The organism is Butyricimonas sp. (genome assembly GCF_019423355.1).
Classification (GTDB): Bacteria; Bacteroidota; Bacteroidia; order Bacteroidales; family Marinifilaceae; genus Butyricimonas; species Butyricimonas faecihominis.
The window spans coordinates 299,008-316,031 of the sequence record NZ_JAHZBP010000004.1; the positions used below are offsets into that span (position 1 = coordinate 299,008).

The following is a 17,024-nucleotide window of genomic DNA, read 5'->3' on the forward strand; positions in this document are numbered from 1 at the left end:
GGGAGTTAGAGGGGGTCAATCTAAAATCTAAAATTTAAAATCATTAAATCTAATTTAGTATGAAGGTTTACACGAAAACAGGAGATAAGGGGACGACGGCTTTGATCGGGGGAACCCGGGTGGCAAAGAATAACGTGAGGTTAGAGGCTTACGGGGGTGTTGACGAATTGAACAGTCATTTGGGGATGATTCGGTCGTACCCGATTGATGGGGAGAGCGTGAAACAGTTGATCGAGATTCAAAACGTGCTGTTCGTGGTCGGGGCAAACTTGGCGACGGACACGGCTGTGAGTAATATGCAGAAGAAGTTGCCTTGCACGGATGAGGACGTGGCTTTTTTGGAGAGGGCGATAGACAAGATGGACGAGGAGTTGCCGCCACTGCAGTATTTCGTGTTGCCGGGAGGGCGGCCGGAGGTATCGGCTTGTCATATTGCCCGTACGGTTTGCCGTCGGGTGGAACGCCGGATTATTGATATGAGCGAGGAAATAGAGGTGGAGGATATTATCGTGCGGTATGTGAATCGCCTTTCCGATTATTTGTTCGTGCTGGGGCGTAAGCTGGCAAAGGATTGCGGGTTGGAAGAGGAGAAATGGGTGCCGAGAAATTGAAAATTGAAAATGGAGAATTGAAAATGAGAGAACCTGTAACTTGTAACTTTTCAATGGCGGAGGTGTTCCGGTTTTTGGAAGAGTTGAGGGAGAATAATAACCGGGAGTGGTTTAACGCGCATAAGGAGTGGTATTTGGCTGTAAAGGCCGGACATGAGGATTTCATCAACCGGGTGATTCCGGTGTTGGCCGTGACGGAGCCGGAGGTGGACGGGTTGACGGCGAAAGATTGTATTTTCAGGATTTACCGGGATGTCCGGTTTTCGCCGAACAAGGAGCCTTATAAGACGCATATCGGGGCATACATGGTGAAGGGGGGTAAGCAAAGTCCCCGGGCGGGATATTACGTGCATATAGAACCGGGGAATTGTATGATCGGGGGTGGAATTTGGTGTCCGGAACCATCGTTGCTGAAGGCTTTGCGGAAAGACGTGTATGATAATATAGATGAGTTTACGGGAATTATCCGGGATGCGGAATTCCAAAAACATTACGTGTTGGAGGGGGAGAAGTTGAAAAAGGTGCCTGCACCTTTTCCTGCCGATTTTCCGGAAGGGGATTTGTTGAAATACAAATCTTACACGGTATCGAATTATGTTCCCGATTCGTTTTTCGAGGGGGAGGACGTGGTTGAACGGTGTGTGGAGCGACTTTTACTGATGCAGCCTTTTAATCGTTTTTTAAATTACACGGTGGAGGAAACGTGGAGGTGATCGCCAGAGGCGGTTACAGGTTGTTTGGTTGCAAGTTTCAGGTTAAAAAGAGGGGAATTTGTGACTGAATTGCTTTGATAATAAGGGGAAAAGTCGTATATTTGTAATATGGAAAAAATAAAAGAAAAGATGCCGCAGCTTGTAAAAAACGCCACGGTTCGGGAAGAGATTTTGCAAGGAATGATTACTTCATTCCAACTGGAAGGGATAAAAATTTCCCAAGAAACTGCTTATACTATTTTGGAACGGGTGGATTTGAAACTTAAAACGTGTAAGCGATAATCTGCTCCATTCTGGAGTAGTCTTTTCGTGCTACTTGCTGAACAGCGATAATATATTCATTAAAATCAATCCTTTTGAAGTTTAAGCCGGGGTAACCTTGTTTTCGTGCCATGAGGTTGGCGAGAATACGGGATGTCCTGCCGTTGCCTTCCCGGAACGGGTGGATGAAGAGTAATTCACCGTGTACTTTGGCGATGTCTTTTATCAGAGCTTGTTGGCTGGTGTAGTGATCAGGGAGTTGGGAAAGAATTTCTTCTTCGAAAATGCGCATACTATCTGGGATAAATCTTCCGGCCGGGAACACGAATCCGCCTTTGGAAATGTTGACGGAACGGAAACGCCCGGCAAAGGAGTAGAGTTCTTTTAGCGCCGTGCGGTGGATGTCACAGATGTATTTGACTGAAAATTTTGTCTTGGGCGTTAGCTTTTCCGTGAACAGGATTTCTGCCATCAGGAATCCCTCGAATTCCGCGTTGTGAAGTGTCTCATCGTCCGTGATTCCGAGTAAATTCGGGAGAATTTCTCCCTCTTCGCCATTGGTGGTGTATCTGTTCATGGCCTTGATTTTTAACAAAGTTATAGAAATCCGTCAATTACTCCAAATTTATTTGTGATTTATGATTTATGATTTATGCTAAAGCCTTATCTTTGTACATTCGGCAAGGCCGAGTTACAAGTTGACAGGTTGCAAGTTACAGGTTCTTGGGAATGATAACGCACCTGCCGATGAACGTGTCGGGATTCAACTTGTAACCTGTAACTTGTAAACTTGTAACTAAAAAAGGATGAAAGTATTATTATTGGGTAGCGGTGGACGCGAACATGCGTTGGCGTGGAAAATAAATCAGAGTGAAAGATTAACAAAGTTATATGTTGCCCCGGGAAATGCCGGAACGGCAGAGATAGCTGAAAATGTAAATATCAAGGTAACGGATTTCGAGGCGTTGGCAAATTTCGTGGAACATAACGCTATCGATATGCTGGTTGTCGGACCGGAAGATCCTCTGGTGGAGGGTATTCGGGATTATTTTGAGGCAGACGCTCGTTTTGCCCGACTGATGATCGTGGGACCGGGAAAAGCGGGTGCTATTCTGGAAGGAAGTAAGGATTTTGCGAAGGAATTTATGTTCCGCCACCATATCCCGACAGCCGGTTATTTGACGGTGACGAAGGATAATCTTGAAAAAGGGTTTGCTTTTTTGGAGACGTTGAAACCGCCTTACGTGTTGAAAGCGGACGGGTTGGCAGCCGGGAAAGGCGTGTTGATTCTGGATAATTTGGAAGAGGCGAAGAGGGAGTTGGAACTGATGTTGGGAGGAAAGTTCGGGAAGGCCGGGAATCAGGTGGTGATCGAGGAGTATTTGAAAGGTATAGAGCTTTCCGTGTTCGCGCTGACGGATGGGAGAAGTTATAAAATATTGGGTTCTGCCAAAGACTACAAGCGTATTGGTGAGGGTGATATGGGGTTGAACACGGGTGGTATGGGTGCCGTTTCTCCGGTACCGTTTGCCAATGAAGAGTTCAACCGGAAGGTGGAAGAGCGGGTGGTGCGCCCCACGATCGAGGGATTACAAAAAGACGGGATTGACTACAAGGGATTTGTCTTTTTCGGCCTAATGAATGTTGGTGGTGATCCTTACGTGATCGAGTATAACGTGCGTATGGGAGACCCGGAGACAGAGGTGGTGATGCCGAGATTGAAAACAGATATTTTGTCTCTTTTCGAGGCGATGGCCAAGGGGGAGCTGGAACAGGCGGCGTTCGAACTGGATGATCGTTTCTGTACGACCGTGATGCTTGTTTCTCAGGGGTATCCCGGGGATTACGAGAAAGGAAAGGAGATCACGGGTGTACCGGACGTGAAGGGGAGTATCGTGTTCCACGCGGGGACGAAGTTGGCAGACGGGAAGGTCGTGACGAACGGGGGACGCGTGATTGCCGTGAGTTCGTTCGGGAAGACTATGCGGGAGGCTTTGGCCCAGTCTTACGAGAACGTGGCCAAGATTCATTTCGACGGGATGAATTTCAGAAGAGATATTGGTTTTGATTTGTAAAAGGATGGATGATGAGATTTAACGCCATTTTAAAAACCAAGAGAGTTTATATGCTGTATTTGCTGCCATTTATTTTGGCAGCAATTGCATTTCTACGTTTTACTTTCGGACCGGATGATTTTTCCGTTTGTCCGGATTTGGGCGTTATTTCTATTCCAGCTTTTCAGGAACAGGGTGGTTTGTGGTGGAAGGAAATTGGGGTGCTGGCTTTGTTATGCTTGTCGTTTCTGGTATTTTTTGTTGCCGATCGGTATAAGTTTTTGTCCCATATCACGGTTCTCCCGGCGGTGGTTTATGCCTTCTTGTGTATCGGTGTGATTTGTCGTTACGGGATGAGTGATTATTTGGTGGCAGCCCTGTGTGTCGTGTTGGCCGTGGCTCGTTTGCAGTCGGCCATCGTGAACACGCAATCCAACTCGCCGGTATTTGGTTTCGGGCTTTTTTCCACGTTGGCGGTTTTGCTTTGCCCGAAATTGATCATGCTGATCGTCTGGGCGATCATCGTTTTGCCTTTTTCGGGAAGGGCGGCATTGAAGGATTTGGTGGCGCTGTTTATAGGTATCTTTTCCGCGTTATTCTTCACGGGGTGTTATTATTTCCTGACAGATCGGTTGGCGACTCTACCGGATGTGTTCGTGCAGGCGTTGACGAGCGGGCAAGTGTTTTGGACGATCATGCCGGAGAAAGTGGCGGCTTTTGTCGTGATCGGTGTGCTGATCGTCGTGTCCTTGTATAATGTCGTGGTGAACTACCCGATGGCGATCGTGGCGCAACGGCGGGGTATGTTGTCGATGTTGTCGATGTTGCTTTTCGTGGGGAGTTCGTTGTTTTTTATCCCGTTTAATTGTCACGGGATCACTTTGATTACAGCGATCCCGTTATCTTATATGTTTACTCAATACTTTATTTCACATCGGACTCGCTGGCTGGGGAACGTGTTGTTCCTGTTGTTCATAGCGGCCTGCGTGCTTCTTGTTTTGTAGATTAATAGAACGTCAGCATTTCCCCGCGTACGTCGTCATTGATCTTGCCATGATCGTACACGATTTGCCCGTTCACGAGCGTCATGCTTACCCGGTAGGTAAAGGACATATCTTCGAGCGGTGACCAGCCGCATTTGTAAAGTAAGTTTTCTTTCTTCACGGTCCACGGGTGTTTCTCGAAGATGGCGATGTCTGCCTTGTAGCCTTCCCGTAGGTAGCCTCTTTCTTCGACATGGAATATGTCGGCAGGGGCATGACACATTTTGTCCACGATGTTTTCAAGCGTGATCTGGCCTTTCTCCATGAGTTCTAGCATGACGGTCAGCGAGTGTTGTACCATCGGGCCACCGCTGGCTGATTTGGTGTACACTCCGGCTTTTTCTTCCGGGAGGTGGGGTGCGTGATCCGTGGCGATGATGTCCAAACGGTTGTCATTCAAGGCTTGTAACAGGGCTTGCCGATCCTCTTCAGTTTTGATGGCAGGATTCCACTTGACGAGGTTGCCTTTGGTGTGGTAGGCCTGATCATTGAACCAAAGATGGTGAACGCATACTTCCCCGGTGATGTGTTTTTGGGTGCGGGGACCTTGATCCAGTAATTCCAATTCTTCTTTCGTGCTTAAATGAAGTATGTGCAGGCGGCTGTTGTGTTTACGTGCCAGCTCGGCTGCCAGCGAAGAGCTGGTGTAACAACACTCCCGGCTGCGGATCAAAGGATGGCAGAAAGGAGGAATGTCTTCCCCGTACTGTTGCTTGTATAGTTCCAAGTTACGGTCTATCGTGGGCGAATCCTCGCAATGGGTTGCGATAAGAATGGGGGATTCGGCAAATATCTTTTCCAAAGCCTCCCGACTATCCACCAGCATATTACCCGTGGAGGAACCCATGAAAATTTTAATGCCGCAAGTCGTGTGCGGATCGACCTTTTTAATCTCGTCGATATTGTCAACGGTGGCACCGAGGTAGAACGAGTAGTTGACAGCCGCGTTCTCCTTGGCAATCTGTTGTTTTTCCCGGAGTAATTCGTTGGTTACGGTGGGAGGTTTCACGTTAGGCATATCCATGAAAGAGGTCACGCCCCCGGCTGCTGCCGCCCGGCTACCTTCCCGGATGTCTCCTTTGTGGGTGAGTCCGGGTTCGCGGAAGTGTACTTGATCGTCAATCACTCCCGGTATGACGTATTTCCCCGTGGCATCGATAACTTTGATGTCCCCGGGAACTGAATCCAATTCGCCTTCTATGATTTTCTCGATGCGATCGTTGTGAATCAAGAGATCCCCTTTGAAGGTTCTCCCCTCGTTTATGATGGTTCCGCCTTGAAGTAATATACGCATAGTAATTTTAGATTTTAAATTTTAAATTTTAGATTTTAGATTCCGGCCGCACGAGGCTGACGTTTTAACTACCCCCTCTGGCTCCCCCTGTGCAATGGGGAGTTAGAGGGGGTAGCTTAATTTTCCATTCTCCATTTTCAATTTTCAATTTTCTTACGTTTTCCCAAGCTCCGGAGTTTCATCGTGATGACACCCCAAAAGGCCTCGTTGAAGATGCCACCGCTCATTTTGGACGTGCCGAGGGTACGGTCTGTGAAAATGATGGGGACTTCTTTCAGCTTGAATCCCAAGGTCCACGCCGTGAATTTCATTTCGATCTGGAAGGCGTAGCCTTTGAAACGGATGTTGTCAAGGTCAATGGATTCCAAGACTTTCCGGGTGTAACAAACGAATCCGGCTGTGGCATCGTGTATTTTCATTCCCGTGATGAATCTTACGTATTTGGAGGCAAAATAGGACATGAGAACCCGTCCCATGGGCCAGTTCACGACGTTAACACCTGTGACGTAGCGGGAACCGATCGCCATATCGCCTTCCCCGCTTTCGCAGGCGTGATACAATTTGACCAGATCATCGGGGTTATGGGAGAAATCCGCGTCCATCTCGAAGATGTAGTTATACCCGTGTTCCAGAGACCATTTGAATCCGGTGATATAGGCCGTGCCGAGTCCTAGCTTTCCTTTACGTTCGATCATGTGAAGTTGTGGAAACTCGGATTGCAGACGTTTTACGATCTGGGCCGTGCCGTCGGGAGAGTTGTCCTCTATCACGAGCACATCAAACTTTGGTTCCAGTTTAAAAACATAACGGAGAATGTTTTCGATATTCTCTTTTTCGTTATAGGTCGGTATGATGACAACTCTGTCGTTCATGGTCTGTTGTTTTATAAGTATTCTGTAATCCTTTCCAGTTTATTTCCCCTCGAACCTTTTATTAGGATAAAAGCGTGGCGGATCTCGTTCGCTTTGAGATACTCGATCAGCGTGTCCGTGTCGGGGAAGTAATGCGTAAAGGTATTGTTATTTGCGATGGATTCAAAACTCGGTCCCACGAGGAATACCCGGGGAAAGTTGTTTTTCTTCATGAGTTCCACGATGTTTTTGTGGGACTCTTCGGAAATGGCTCCCAGTTCACGCATTTCCCCGATAATCAGTAATTTGTTGTCTGCTTTCATTTCCCCGAAATTGGAAATGGCGACTTGCATACTGCTCGGGTTAGCGTTGTAGGCATCCAGAATGATCGTGTTGCGTTCCGTTTTCAGTAGTTGCGAGCGAAGGTTAGAGGGGGTGTAAGCCTCGATGGCGGCCTGTATTTGTAGAGGATCGATATTGAAATATGTTCCTACCGTGGTGGCTGCCATGGCGTTGTCAAAGTTATATCCCCCGATGAGTTTCGTCCGGATGTATAGTTGTCCGTGATGGGTTTTCAAGGCATACACGAGGTAAGGGGTGGTCTGAACGATTTCCCCGTTCGTGAAATGTCCATCGATGCCGTAGGTGTATCTTTTTTGGCCTTCAGATAGTTGGCACAACAATTTATCCTCCCCGTTCACGAATAAAATTCCCGATTTCTCCTTCACGGATTCGTAAAGGGCTCTTTTGGTTTGGATGATATTTTCGTAGCTCCCGAACCCTTCCAAGTGGGCGTACCCGATGTTCGTGATGATACCGTAGTCCGGTTCAACAATCTTGCATAGTTCTTTTATTTCCCCCGGATGGTTGGCCCCCATTTCCACGATACCGAATTCCGTGGAGGCGTCCATACTTAACAGGGTGAGGGGTACACCGATATGGTTGTTTAAATTGCCTTTCGTGGCAACGGTATTATATTTTTTGGAAAGAACGGCGTGACATAATTCTTTAGTGGTAGTTTTGCCGTTTGTCCCGGTGATTCCCAAGATGGGGATGTTCAACTTCCGGCGGTGGTGGTTGGCCAGTTGTTGCAGGAATCGCAGGGTGTCGGGAACGAGTACGCATTGGGGAGCCGTGTTGTAGGCGGCCTCATCAATAACGACGTGTTTCGCTCCTTGGGCCACGGCTTTCTCTGCAAAGGTGTTACCGTTGTGATTTTCACCCTTTAAGGCAATGAATATATCTCCTGTTTTTACCTCTCGGGAGTCTGTTGTAATCCGGCTACCTGCCAGAAAAGAATTATATATTGATTCAAGCTCTTTCATCTTTTCATAATATCCGATCAGAGTGACAAATTTATAAAAATAAATGAACCATGAACGGTTTTTTCATTAATATTGCAGGATAATAATATTATTACAATGAAAATAAAAACAGGTATAGGGATCGATGTCCATCGGCTGGAGCCGGGACTGGACTTTTGGTTAGGAGGGATTAAACTGGAACATGAAAAAGGGTGCGTGGCCCATTCGGATGGGGATGTGTTGATTCACGCAATATGTGATGCACTTTTGGGAGCTGCCGGGCTGGATGATATTGGGGTATATTTCCCGGATACGGACCCCGCTTACAAGGGTATTGATAGTAAAATTCTGTTGAAGAAGGTGATCGATATGATTGAGAACAAGGGATTTGCTATTGGTAATATTGATTGCGTGATATGCCTGCAAAGGCCGAAAATTAAAATGCGGACCTTGGAGATGCGGGAGTGTTTGTCTGAAATTATGGGGATTGATGTAGATGAAATAACCATCAAGGCTACCACGACGGAGAAACTGGGCTTTGAGGGGAGAGAAGAGGGGGTTTCGGCTTACGTGACGGTGCTGATTATTAAGTTATAAAAAAGGGGAGTCCCGAAAGTCATTTTTCAAACTCCCTCCCGGCTTCGCCGTACTCCCTCTATAAACAGAGGGAGAGTTGAAATACTCCCTGTCTTCGGGAAGAGTCACCAGCTCCTCCTCTGTTTATAGAGGAGGTGGCACGAAGTGACGGAGGAGTTTTTTGAAATAAAATGACTTTTGGGACTATCCCTTTTTATAACTATTTCTTTTCATGTAGTTTCAATACTTTTCCGTCGGGGAGGGTGAGTTCTGCCTCTTTCCCTTTTCCCATCAGGCTTACTTGATCGTTTTTGTACATGTAGCCGGAAGCCATGCGTTGCTGCGGTAGCTCGTAGGTCTGGTCGTCAAGTGTCACGACTGCCAGTTCTTCCGCGGGATAGAAGGTAACTTCTACTTGGTATAGCATTTTGGTTTTACCGTCACCGCCTTGGAATACCACGTTAATCACGCTTTCGGGAGTTTCGGTGTACAATGTTTCACCGCGTTGTTCGATGATCCATTGTCCGTTTACCTGTCTTACGTTATAGGTGTCGTCATCTTCCACGTTCCAAGCGTAACCGCCTTTCGGTAGTTCACGTCTGTTTAGTAGCGGGTTGTTTTCCATGTTGGGAATAAATACTTCGGCCAACGTGGAATCGGTGGAGAACACGATGAAGGTGGAAAGTGTGGCTTGCGGATCGTTAACCGGGTTCATGCGAACACCGGATTCGAACAGGCGGATACAGTCTTTTCTAGCTTCAGACCAAGTGTAGCCTGCCGCGCCGTTACATCCGTGGGCGTCGTTTGCGACACCAACTTTTTCTTCTGTTTTAGGCACGAAAACAAGAGTTTGTTTCCGGTCTTTATCCGTTAATTTCAATTCTTTGTTTTCAATGCTGTACGAGGTCATGGCAGCCAAAGTCTGGATGTATTTGCTCTCGAATTGTAGATCCGGACAAGCCATCATGGTGCTTCCACCCGGTTCTAACTTGATGGTGTTACCTTCCGTGGAGTATCTTCCGAAAAATCGGTTACACCCGGAGAATCCGTACATCGTGTTGGTGTCGGTCAGCATGAGGGTGGGTACTCGTTGCGGAAGAGTGGTTTTCCCCTTTGTGGTTGTCATCTCTTTCAGTTGCCATTCGTTGGCAGTCAGTTGCGCTTTGTCTCCGCTGTTACTTTTACAGCCAGAGAAGCCAAGCGTCACGGCGATCATCATTAAAATAGTTGTTTTTCTCATATGTGTGTGAATTTTTTACAAAGATACGACCTAAAACAGGAAAAAGTTTATAATTGTTATAAACTTTTTCTTGCTTTGTCGGCGAGGGATTCATTATCTGAATCTTATCCTTGATTCATTTTTAGTAATTCATCGATGTGCGTGCGGTCGTTCCATAACTGTGGCACTTTATTCTGTCCACCGAGTTTCCCTTTTTCTTTCAGCCAGTCGTTGAAAAGGTTCGGACGAGCTGCATGGAGGATCAGACGCTGAAGTGACATATCTTTATAGCGTTTCGCCTCGTAGTCGGAATTTACTTTTTTCAGTTCTGTATCAAGGATATTGGCAAAGTTTTCCAAGTCCGCGGGGGGAGTCCCGTATTCGATAATCCATTCGTGGGCTCCTTTTTTACCATCCTCCATGAATACCGGGGCAGCCGTGAATGCCATCACTGTGGCTCCGGTTTTTTCGCAGGTCTGTTTTAGGGCCTCGATGGCGTTGTCGATAATTAATTCTTCCCCGAAAGCGTTGATAAATAACTTTGTGCGTCCCGTGATTTTGAATTTGTAAGGACGGGTAGAGGTGAACATAATCGTATCTCCGATCATGTAGCGCCATAATCCACCATTCGTGGAAATAACAAGAGCGTAGTTCACCCCGGTTTCTACTTCTTCCAATAGAAGAGCCCGGGGATGCGGTTTAGTCAGTTCGCTGATCGGAACAAATTCATAGTAAACGCCATAGTCCAGCATTAACAGCATGGACGAGTCGCCGGGATCATCCTGTAATCCGAAGAAACCTTCCGATGCGTTGTAGGTTTCCATGTATTTCATTTTCGGGTCGGGCAACAGGCGTTTGTATTGTTCCCGGTAGGGGGTGAAGTTTATGCCACCGTGAATAAATAGTTCAAGGTTGGGCCATACTTCGTGAAGGTTGCTTTTTCCCGTGCGTTCCAGAATCCGGTTGATGAGCGTGAGGAACCACGAGGGTACCCCCGCGAGACTACGTACATCTTCTTTGATTGTGGTGTCGCATATCTTTTCAATCTTTTCTTCCCATTCGCTCATGAGCATGATCGATTGGTCGGGGGTCTTCATCATGTTGGCCCAGAACGGGGTGTTGGAGATTAATATGGCGGACAAGTCTCCGTAGCGGCAATTGTTGTTTGTCTTGGATATTTCGCTACTTCCCCCCAGAGCCAAGGTCTTCCCGTTGAATACTTGTGCATCCGGGTATAGTTTATTGAAAATAGAGATAACATCCTTACCGCCTCGGAAATGACAGCTTTCCAAAGATTCTTTGCTGACCGGGATAAACTTGCTTTTTGCCGCTGTTGTGCCTGACGATTTGGCAAACCACGTGATGGGTTCCGGCCATAACAGGTTTTGCTCGCCGTTCATTAATCGCTCTGAATAGGGGGCCAGCTCTTCGTAGTGAATGATGGGCAGGCGCTCCCGGTATTGTTCTGCCGTCAAAATAGAGTCGAAATCATATTTCAGTCCGTACTCCGTGTCAGCGGCTCTGCGAAGTAATTCAACCAACGTGTCTCGTTGCACCTGAATCGGGTTTTCTTTGAAGAAATCGATTTGTGCCAACCTTTTGGTCGAGAACATGGATATGATGGAATTGATTACGGGCATAGGATTAAGTTAAAAATTAAAAGTTAAAAACTAAAAGTTAACCTCTATTGAGGGGTAACAACTATCGTACCATTTGTTATTTTTAGTGATCGAAATCTAGTTTTAGTTGCGGGTCGAGCAACGTGAAACTTTGTCGATGATAAGGGGTAACTCCATGGAGCAAAATGCCTTCCCGGTGCTTTTTGGTCGGGTAGCCTTTGTTGCTGATCCAGTCGTAAACGGGGTACTCTTCATGCAATTTTTTCATGTATTCGTCCCGGTGTGTTTTGGCCAGAATGGAGGCTGCCGCGATAGCCATGTATTTCCCGTCCCCTTTTACGATGCAATGGTGTTCGATGTTCCGGTAGGGTTTGAACCGGTTGCCGTCAATCAGAATATGTTCCGGAGTGACACTTAGTTGTGCCAGTGCCCTATGCATCCCTTCGATGGAGGCGTTGAGGATGTTGATTTTGTCGATTTCGTTATTATCCACGCTGGCCACGGCCCACGCGAGGGCTTCCCGTTCAATGATCGAGCGCAATTCATCCCGTTTCTTTTCAGAGAGTTGTTTCGAGTCGTTAAGCATTTCGTTGGAAAAGTCTTCAGGAAGGATTACCGCTGCCGCGAAAACCGGTCCTGCCAGACATCCCCTCCCGGCCTCGTCACATCCGGCCTCGATTTTATCTTGATAGTATTTTAATGTCAACATAAATAATGGGTTTATAAAGTTCATAAAGTTCATAAGGTCTAAAGTGACGGGTGTCCTTCGGACGGTGTTTAACGGCAACTTGGACTATCGTGGACCAAACGCCCGCAAGGGTCCATTGACTTTATAAGCCTTATGGACTTTATGAACCTTAAACTTTATCACTCCCGCAAATATATGAAATACTTTGTAATTTTTGCTATATTTGCGGGGTTGTCCCTGCATACTAATTTTAATTTATCAGAGGTGTTCACGAAAGAAGAGGCAAAAGAGATTCGGGTGAAATTCTGGGAAGGTTTCAAGCGCTATTGCAAGCGGAAACATATTTACCGGAAATGGGTACTCACGGGGGTGAAGATACGATCCACGCAATTGAAATTTTACGCGGACCGGGAGAAGGCTCTCGTGTTATTCCAAATAGACCATAAAAATGAGTTACGTCGGTTCGAGGTGTACGAGTGTATGTTATCTTACCAGACGTTATTTCGGGCGGAGTGCGGTGACGAGTTGAAGTGGGAAGAGGAGTATTCCGGGATCGAGGGGCAGGAGATCAGCGCGATTTATTTCGAGTTGCGGGGGGTGAACCTTTACCGGGAGGAGGATCACGAGCGGATTTACGCTTTCTTTGCCGAGAAGATGCCTTTGCTGGAAGACCTTTATTACGAATACAGGGATTTGATTAACGAACGATTGAAACAGAACGATAATTAAAAACGCTGGATTGCGATGAAAATAAACAAGAGTGGGGCCGCTCTTTCCCGTATCGTGCAAATCGGGGAGACGCTGAAAGAACTTTCCCAGAAGAGCGGGAAGGAGTATTTGCCCTTGAACCGGGGTGTGAATCAAGTGGTAAATATCGACTTGACAGAAGTCGTGAAATCAATAAACTTTAATTCTCCGGAGATACAGGTGTACCCGCATGGAGCTGGGCGTCCGGACTTACGAGCGGCAATTAACGAGGAGTTTTTTGCCGGAAAGTCTTCGCCGGATAATATATTAATTACGGCAGGGGGAATGCATGCCCTTGATCTCGTGGCACAGACCGTGAATATCGGAAAGTTATTCCTGCCCTCGTATTATTGGGGATGTTATTTCAAAATGCTCAAGATTCGTTCCGTGGAGAGCGAAGGATATGACAGTCAATCGGATTTACTCCCGATGATCGATCGTTTGCGGGGAAATGCCGTGTTAATTAGTGATCCGAGTAACCCGCTGGGAGACAAACATGATGACGAGGAACAGTTGAATATTATTCGGGCGTTGAATGATGCCGGGGTGGTGATTTTTTATGATTGTCCCTATCGTCGGTTGTTTATGGATGCTTCGGATGATTACTACACGCGTCTGATGAATCTGGATAACGTGATTATCACGGAGAGCTTTAGCAAGTCGGTCGGGTTGAGTGGCCAGCGACTTGGGTTTATCCACACGTGTAACAAGGAGTTGCATGATGAGTTGGAGGTGAGGGTGATGTATAACACGAACGGGATTAACGGTTTTGCACAGGAACTCGTGTTACGCTTGCTGACAACGCCGGAAGGGAAAAAGGCCGTGACGGCATTTAAAGAGCGTACTACCCGGGATATAGCTTTGAATATCGAGTATTTACGAGCCAGAGGCTTGCTGGCGGAAGAATTTTATCATGGAACCACGCCACGAGGCATTTTCGTGATCGTGAATCGTGGTGAGGAGGAGTTGTTGGAACACTATATCGGTGCCGTATCACTTTCTTTCTTCACGAAAACCCGGCAGGAGTACGCGAAGAATTATTCCCGTATCTGTGTTTCCGTGCCTCATGATAAGCTGGTGAAATATTTTGAAGCGATTTGATGATTGATGCCTTGCCATTGCCCTAGGGTATGGCTAGGGATGGGCTAGGACAAATACCAAACAATTACATCACAGGAACACGGCAAGTACATGGAAGATTGTTCTTGCTATGTTCATGCTATGAAGATGCTATGTTTTTGCCCTAGTCTATCGATAGACTAGGGGATAATCACGGGCGAACAAATGGGCTTGATACTCCGGATGGGGCTTATAAACTTTATGAACCATGAACTTTATAAATAAGTTTTTCGTAACTTTGCCTAAATAAAAGTAAAGAGAACGTTCATGAATCAAATATTATCCCTTCCTCGCAAGATGCCTATCGGCATACAGAGTTTCGAGTACATTCGTCAAAATGACTTCGTGTATGTCGATAAAACAGAGTTTGTCTATCATCTTGCGACTATGGGTAAACCTTATTTTCTCAGCCGCCCTCGGCGCTTTGGTAAAAGTTTGTTGCTTTCCACGATGGAGGCCTATTTCCTAGGCAAACGGGAACTTTTCAAGGGTCTTGCCATTGAGCGGTTGGAAACGGAATGGAACGTCCACGCTGTGCTACACCTAGACCTGAATGCTGAGAAATACGATTCACCCGACCGATTGCATGATATGTTGGAGCGGCAGTTACTGTACTGGGAAGAGATTTATGAAACCGGGGGGAAGGGTATCACTCACTCCGGTCGTTTCATGGAAGTCATTCGAAAAGCGTATGAGAAAACCGGACGGGGTGTTGTTGTCTTGATTGACGAGTATGACAAACCCTTGCTCAACAGTTTTCATGACGAGACTTTGCAGAAAGCCTTCCGGGACACGCTGACCGCATTCTATTCCGTGCTAAAAAGTGCCGACCCGTGGTTGCGTCTTGTTTTCATCACCGGGGTGACTAAGTTTGCCCAGATGGGAATATTCAGTAATCTCAATCAACTTAAAGATATTAGTCTCGATCCCCGATACGCCACGCTTTGCGGTCTTACCGGGGAAGAGATCCGTGAGAATTTCGCCCCGGAATTAAAGTTGTTGGCTGAGGCAAATCGCCTCGACGGGGAGGCTTGCATGGAACGTCTCACCCGTATGTATGACGGGTATCACTTCAACTACCGAGATCTGGTGGGTGTCTATAATCCGTTCAGCATACTTAACGTGCTTGACACGACCATGTTCGATAATTTCTGGTTTGCTAGCGGAACTCCTACCTTCCTTGTCGAGATACTGAAGAAGACTGATTTTGACCTGCGAGAACTCGACGGTATAGAGGTTTCTGCCGCATCACTCACCGACGATCGGGCCGACATCAATAACCCTGTTCCTATGATCTACCAGAGTGGTTACTTGACTATCAAAAAATACGATAACGAATTTCAAATATACACATTGGGATTCCCCAACGAGGAAGTAAAATACGGGTTCCTCAACTTTGTTACCCCGTTCTATACCCCGATTAAGGAAACGGACACGAGTTTCTATATCGGTAAATTCATCCGGGAGCTACGGGAAGGTGATCCCGATGCCTTCCTCACCCGCCTGCGAGCTTTCTTTGCCGGAATCTCTTACGAGCTGAACGACCGCACGGAACGTCATTATCAGACCATTTTTTACCTCGTCTTCAAGCTCATGGGACAATTCTCCGAGGCTGAAGTGCGAAGTGCCAAAGGACGAGCCGATGCCGTCGTGAAAACTGCTGACTACATTTATGTCTTCGAGTTTAAGCTGGACGGCAGTGCCGAGCAAGCCCTTGCGCAGATTGACGATCGGGGATATCTTATTCCTTACACCGTCGATGGGCGGAAACTCATGAAAATCGGTGTTAACTTCGACCCGAAGGAGAGAAACATCGGGGACTGGAAAATTTATTGTGGATAATATCCTTGGGTTATGTTTTTTAAGAAGATCATAAAATCATCATTGAGCATGACTGTTTTATTTTTGCATGCAGCTAAGTTGTACAATTGGTAGAATTTGTATGGATTATAAAATGATTTTACCATTTCTTTCTTGTATCCGGCTTTGATAATTTGGTTTGACATATAAAACCCAATAGCGTGTCCGTTGTATTTATATATTTCGAGAAGTTTATCTATACACAGTTTCTTATCTATTCGTTTTTTTGAATATTGAACGATAATTGTTTGAAGCTGTTTTATATCATTTTCTGCATTGTTATACAACGTTGTAAATATTTCTGTTTCTTCAGGCGATGTCAAGACGTCAGAGAAGTATTTCTTATACCCCATGTATTTGTCTATTTGGTCGGCTATTCCCTCATTTTGTATCATATCGAGCATGAAGTTTATATCATTAGCATAATTGAATTCATGATTTTCAAAATGCGTCCTGTAATTATGGAAGAACTCGTGTGCAAGAAAATCTATCCTCTGTTGCTCTGTTAGTTTATATATTAAATTAAAGTCTATGAAGAGTGCGTTATCCATATCCTTGCCGTCCGCGCTAAGGAAGAAAAAATACACGGGTTTCCATTTGATAGAGGAATCCAAGGTATCACAACAAAGAAATGAATTTAATCTTTGTTTTGCTTTCATTAGCAAGGTGTTGAAATCATAATTGTCACGAAACGATTTTATGGAGAGATAATTGTTGTTTATATCTTGATAATTCGTCAATACGAGTTTCTCCAATAGACTCGTTTTATCATTGGGAATTTCTTCGTTTGTAACTTTATTACCAAAGACTTTTTGAATTGAAGACTTTATTACATGGATGATTTTCTTGTTTTTGTTTTGAGTGAAAATGGCATAAGCACTTGAGCTATCAAATTGTTCCCATTGTTTTTGACTGATTTCCTTTCCCGCTTTAAGTGTTGATGTTACTTTGAAAAATTCATCTACTGATGTCAAATCTACATCTTGAGCAACTGAGATGGAATAGTTTGATATTAATAGAATTATCAGAAGAATATTTTTCATTGTCTTGAATTGTATGTTGTTT

The 17,024-nt window shown here is 45.8% G+C and carries 17 protein-coding genes; 9 read left to right on the plus strand and 8 right to left on the minus strand.

The window, feature by feature from the left end; translation table 11 throughout:
• The first annotated feature begins 59 nt into the window (after positions 1 to 59).
• The 3 genes from QVC79_RS07705 (at position 60) to QVC79_RS07715 (ending at position 1,606) form a co-directional block, all read left to right on the plus strand.
• Positions 60 to 611 (plus strand): cob(I)yrinic acid a,c-diamide adenosyltransferase, encoded by a 552-nt coding sequence (locus QVC79_RS07705; RefSeq protein WP_270592373.1) that lies wholly within the window; start codon positions 60 to 62, stop codon positions 609 to 611.
• 23 nt (positions 612 to 634) lie between these two features.
• The gene (locus QVC79_RS07710; RefSeq protein ID WP_270592375.1) at positions 635 to 1,324 is read left to right on the plus strand and encodes a DUF2461 domain-containing protein; all 690 of its coding nucleotides are present in this window, start codon (positions 635 to 637) and stop codon (positions 1,322 to 1,324) included.
• 108 nt (positions 1,325 to 1,432) lie between these two features.
• Positions 1,433 to 1,606, plus strand: a complete 174-nt coding sequence (locus QVC79_RS07715) for a hypothetical protein (protein ID WP_164720125.1) — start codon at positions 1,433 to 1,435, stop codon at positions 1,604 to 1,606.
• Here QVC79_RS07715 and QVC79_RS07720 read toward each other — a convergent pair.
• A complete protein-coding gene (locus QVC79_RS07720; protein WP_124318477.1) occupies positions 1,587 to 2,162 on the minus strand; it encodes a Fic/DOC family protein in 576 nt (191 codons plus the stop codon). The two genes, QVC79_RS07715 and QVC79_RS07720, sit on opposite strands and share 20 nt — an antisense overlap.
• Positions 2,163 to 2,391: 229 nt before the next feature.
• Here QVC79_RS07720 and purD point away from each other — a divergent pair, with 229 nt between their 5' ends.
• Together purD and QVC79_RS07730 are read left to right on the plus strand one after the other, a co-directional pair.
• Positions 2,392 to 3,660: a phosphoribosylamine--glycine ligase gene (purD, locus tag QVC79_RS07725; protein WP_270592386.1), complete on the plus strand. Its 1,269-nt coding sequence runs from the start codon at positions 2,392 to 2,394 to the stop codon at positions 3,658 to 3,660.
• A gap of 11 nt (positions 3,661 to 3,671) precedes the next feature.
• On the plus strand, positions 3,672 to 4,643 hold the full coding sequence (locus QVC79_RS07730; protein WP_270592388.1) for a hypothetical protein: 972 nt from the start codon (positions 3,672 to 3,674) through the stop codon (positions 4,641 to 4,643).
• 1 nt (position 4,644) lies between these two features.
• On the opposite strand, the gene QVC79_RS07735 is transcribed toward QVC79_RS07730, so the two are convergent.
• The 3 genes from QVC79_RS07735 to QVC79_RS07745 form a co-directional block, all read right to left on the minus strand.
• On the minus strand, positions 4,645 to 5,976 hold the full coding sequence (locus QVC79_RS07735; RefSeq protein ID WP_196071303.1) for a dihydroorotase: 1,332 nt from the start codon (positions 5,974 to 5,976) through the stop codon (positions 4,645 to 4,647).
• A 137-nt stretch (positions 5,977 to 6,113) separates the two neighbouring features.
• Positions 6,114 to 6,848 (minus strand): polyprenol monophosphomannose synthase, encoded by a 735-nt coding sequence (locus QVC79_RS07740; RefSeq protein WP_124317832.1) that lies wholly within the window; start codon positions 6,846 to 6,848, stop codon positions 6,114 to 6,116.
• 11 nt (positions 6,849 to 6,859) lie between these two features.
• Positions 6,860 to 8,152, minus strand: coding sequence for a UDP-N-acetylmuramoyl-tripeptide--D-alanyl-D-alanine ligase (locus QVC79_RS07745; protein WP_270592390.1), 1,293 nt, complete (start codon positions 8,150 to 8,152; stop codon positions 6,860 to 6,862).
• 96 nt (positions 8,153 to 8,248) lie between these two features.
• Between QVC79_RS07745 and ispF the strand changes: the two genes are divergently transcribed.
• Positions 8,249 to 8,728: a 2-C-methyl-D-erythritol 2,4-cyclodiphosphate synthase gene (gene ispF / locus QVC79_RS07750; protein ID WP_087421297.1), complete on the plus strand. Its 480-nt coding sequence runs from the start codon at positions 8,249 to 8,251 to the stop codon at positions 8,726 to 8,728.
• A 199-nt stretch (positions 8,729 to 8,927) separates the two neighbouring features.
• On the opposite strand, the gene QVC79_RS07755 is transcribed toward ispF, so the two are convergent.
• From QVC79_RS07755 to rnhB, 3 genes are all read right to left on the minus strand, one after another.
• Entirely contained in the window at positions 8,928 to 9,947 is a 1,020-nt protein-coding gene (locus QVC79_RS07755; RefSeq protein ID WP_229782907.1) for an META domain-containing protein, read from the minus strand.
• A 104-nt stretch (positions 9,948 to 10,051) separates the two neighbouring features.
• A complete protein-coding gene (locus QVC79_RS07760; RefSeq protein ID WP_270592391.1) occupies positions 10,052 to 11,566 on the minus strand; it encodes a GH3 auxin-responsive promoter family protein in 1,515 nt (504 codons plus the stop codon).
• An 82-nt stretch (positions 11,567 to 11,648) separates the two neighbouring features.
• Positions 11,649 to 12,254, minus strand: coding sequence for a ribonuclease HII (gene rnhB / locus QVC79_RS07765; protein ID WP_124315786.1), 606 nt, complete (start codon positions 12,252 to 12,254; stop codon positions 11,649 to 11,651).
• Between the two features lie 174 nt (positions 12,255 to 12,428).
• Between rnhB and QVC79_RS07770 the strand changes: the two genes are divergently transcribed.
• The 3 genes from QVC79_RS07770 (at position 12,429) to QVC79_RS07780 (ending at position 15,941) form a co-directional block, all read left to right on the plus strand.
• A complete protein-coding gene (locus tag QVC79_RS07770) occupies positions 12,429 to 12,962 on the plus strand; it encodes a DUF4268 domain-containing protein (RefSeq protein ID WP_270592394.1) in 534 nt (177 codons plus the stop codon).
• A 15-nt stretch (positions 12,963 to 12,977) separates the two neighbouring features.
• Entirely contained in the window at positions 12,978 to 14,081 is a 1,104-nt protein-coding gene (locus tag QVC79_RS07775; RefSeq protein WP_270592396.1) for a pyridoxal phosphate-dependent aminotransferase, read from the plus strand.
• Positions 14,082 to 14,366: 285 nt separating this feature from the next.
• Positions 14,367 to 15,941: a PD-(D/E)XK nuclease domain-containing ATP-binding protein gene (locus QVC79_RS07780; RefSeq protein ID WP_270592399.1), complete on the plus strand. Its 1,575-nt coding sequence runs from the start codon at positions 14,367 to 14,369 to the stop codon at positions 15,939 to 15,941.
• On the opposite strand, the gene QVC79_RS07785 is transcribed toward QVC79_RS07780, so the two are convergent.
• A complete protein-coding gene (locus tag QVC79_RS07785) occupies positions 15,929 to 17,002 on the minus strand; it encodes a DUF5700 domain-containing putative Zn-dependent protease (RefSeq protein ID WP_270592401.1) in 1,074 nt (357 codons plus the stop codon). The two genes, QVC79_RS07780 and QVC79_RS07785, sit on opposite strands and share 13 nt — an antisense overlap.
• Positions 17,003 to 17,024: the final 22 nt, after the last annotated feature.